This is a genomic window from Luteibacter sp., from assembly GCF_051958795.1.
In the GTDB taxonomy this organism is placed as follows: Bacteria; Pseudomonadota; Gammaproteobacteria; order Xanthomonadales; family Rhodanobacteraceae; genus Luteibacter.
In genome coordinates this window covers 1-2,085 of the sequence record NZ_JBQCFT010000291.1, presented here as the reverse complement: position 1 = coordinate 2,085, position 2,085 = coordinate 1, and the positions used below count along the sequence as shown (strand labels likewise).

The following is a 2,085-nucleotide window of genomic DNA, read 5'->3' as shown; positions in this document are numbered from 1 at the left end:
TTAACCATGCCCCCCCCCTTCTCTAAATCCATCCGCTCCCGCGGGGGGGGGGGGGGGGGCGGGGCGGGGGGGCGCCCCCCCCCCCCCCCCCCCCCCCCCCCCCCCCGCTCCCACAAGGTCAGGACTGGACGCCTTAGCGATACGCCTCGATCGCCGCCCTGATCAACCGCACATCGTCCTCAATGCCGTAGTTCGGCGGCGCCGAGTAACCGAAGCGGGTGATCACCAGGTGTTCGGAGGGCACGATGTAGATGCGCTGGCCCATCGTGCCGCTGGCGAAGAAACCATCCTTGGGAAAACCACCCTCGACGCGATAACGGGCGACATCGCTCGGGCCATCGTTGGTCCAGAAGCCCGCCCCATACGGGGCGCCCAGCGCCGACGTGCGCGACCAGTTCACCCAACCCTCCGGCAGCAGCCGCGTTCCGTCCGGCGCCTTGCCATCGTTGAGGTAGAGGAGGCCGAACCGGGCGTAATCACGGGCGCTGGTGAACACATATGTCGACCCGATGAAGGTGCCCTTCCCGTCGAACTCCATCGTGACGTCGCCCATGTGCAGCGGGTCGAACAGGCGCCGGTGCGCGAACTCGCGCAAGCCGGCTGCGCCACCACCGACGTGTCCGCCAATCAGGCGATCGAGCAGCACGGTGTCCGCCGAGGTGTAGTCGAAGGTCTTGCCCGGCGCTTCCGCGGCGGGCTGTGCGGCGGCGTAGCCGGCCATGTCGCCATGCAGGAACTCCATCTTCGCCACCATGCTGAAAGGTGATTCCGCCTCCTCGGCGTCCAGGCCGCTCTGCATGCGCAGCAGGTCCTCGATGCGGATGGCCGCACGCGCATCACCCGGACGGCGCCACTCGGGTGCGTTCAGGGGTGCCGTCACATCCACCTTGCCATCCAGCGCGAGCATGCCCAGGAAGGCATTGGTGAACGACTTCGCGACGGAGAAGCTGATCAGCGGCGAATGGATGCCATAGCCCGTGGCGTAGCGTTCGGCGACCACCTTGCCGTCCTTCACGATCACGACGGCCTTCACCACCTTCGGTGCCTCCCCCGGCCGCTCGGCGAAGACGCGGTCGAGCGCTTGGGCGACAGCCGGCTTGTCCGTCGTGACGAGCGATCCGGGCGCGAAGCCATCGTCGGTATCCGGCCGGCGGTGTGGATCGGCCGCCAGCGGCTCGTTGCCTGGCAAGTCGAGGCGGCAACCATAGCCGGGCGTGTAGGAGGCCGTCGCCAGGGTGGAGACGAGGCCGTCGACCGACACGCTCTGCCGGTCGCGATCGACGTGCACGCTCAGCAGTTTCGCGCCGGCCTCGCCCAGCATGGGCGTCACCAGTTCCCTGAAGATCGCATCGGGGTCCTGGTGACCGACGAACGTCATCGAGCAGACATGGTGTGCCGCCAGCCCGGCGCCCACGCGCACGGCCTGGTCAGGGCGGGCCACGGCCCAGGCCGTACCGGCGAGGGCCAGGGTGATGGCTGAAGCGATCAGGGCTTTCTTGCGCATGGCAGGGCTCCGTTGGGTGGAGCCAGTCTGCGGTGGGGCAACCGGCTGCGGCGCGATGGCTGGGACGAACCCGCTCAGCCCGGGGACGAACCGAACGCCCCGGCGATGCCCGCATCGAAATACCGTTTCGTCCAGGTCACACGGCTGCCGTCGACCAGTACCAGGCGCTTCTCGCCATCCGGCCAGGGTTGCACTTCGACCACGGCATCCAGGCGGACGATGGTCGAGCGGTTCACCCGGGCGAAGCGTGAGGGGTGCAGGCGGGCCAGCATGGCGTCGAGCGTGCCGCGCAGCCGTCGCGGCGTCCCTTCCACGTAGACGTCGAGGTAGTTACGGTCCGATTCGATCCGGTCCACGCGCTCGAGCGGCACCAGTGCCGCCGAGTCTCCGGTGGGCAGCAGCAAGCGCTCGAGATAGTGCGCGGGTGGCGGTGCATCGCCGAGCAAGGCATCGAGCTTTGCGATGGACGGCACGATGCGCTCGCAAAGGCGTCGCGCCGTGCGTGCGAAACGCTCGGGGCCCACCGGCTTCATGAGGTAGTCGAACGCATGCACCTCGAACGCACGGACGGCCTGGTCGCC

Annotated in this window: 2 protein-coding genes; both read right to left on the bottom strand. The window is 68.6% G+C overall.

Features of this window, described 5'->3' with window-relative positions; genetic code table 11:
• Window positions 1-133: 133 nt before the first annotated feature.
• Window positions 134-1,504, bottom strand: coding sequence for a serine hydrolase domain-containing protein (locus tag ACTHLF_RS15110; RefSeq protein ID WP_440328237.1), 1,371 nt, complete (start codon window positions 1,502-1,504; stop codon window positions 134-136).
• Window positions 1,505-1,578: 74 nt separating this feature from the next.
• The coding region (locus ACTHLF_RS15105; protein WP_440328235.1) for a LytR/AlgR family response regulator transcription factor at window positions 1,579-2,085 on the bottom strand (507 nt) is incomplete at its 5' end.

Coding starts and splice junctions, on each gene's coding strand:
- ACTHLF_RS15110 (WP_440328237.1), bottom strand. CDS start 1,504: ATGCGCAAGAAAGCCCTGATCGCTTCAGCCATCACCCTGGCCCTCGCC.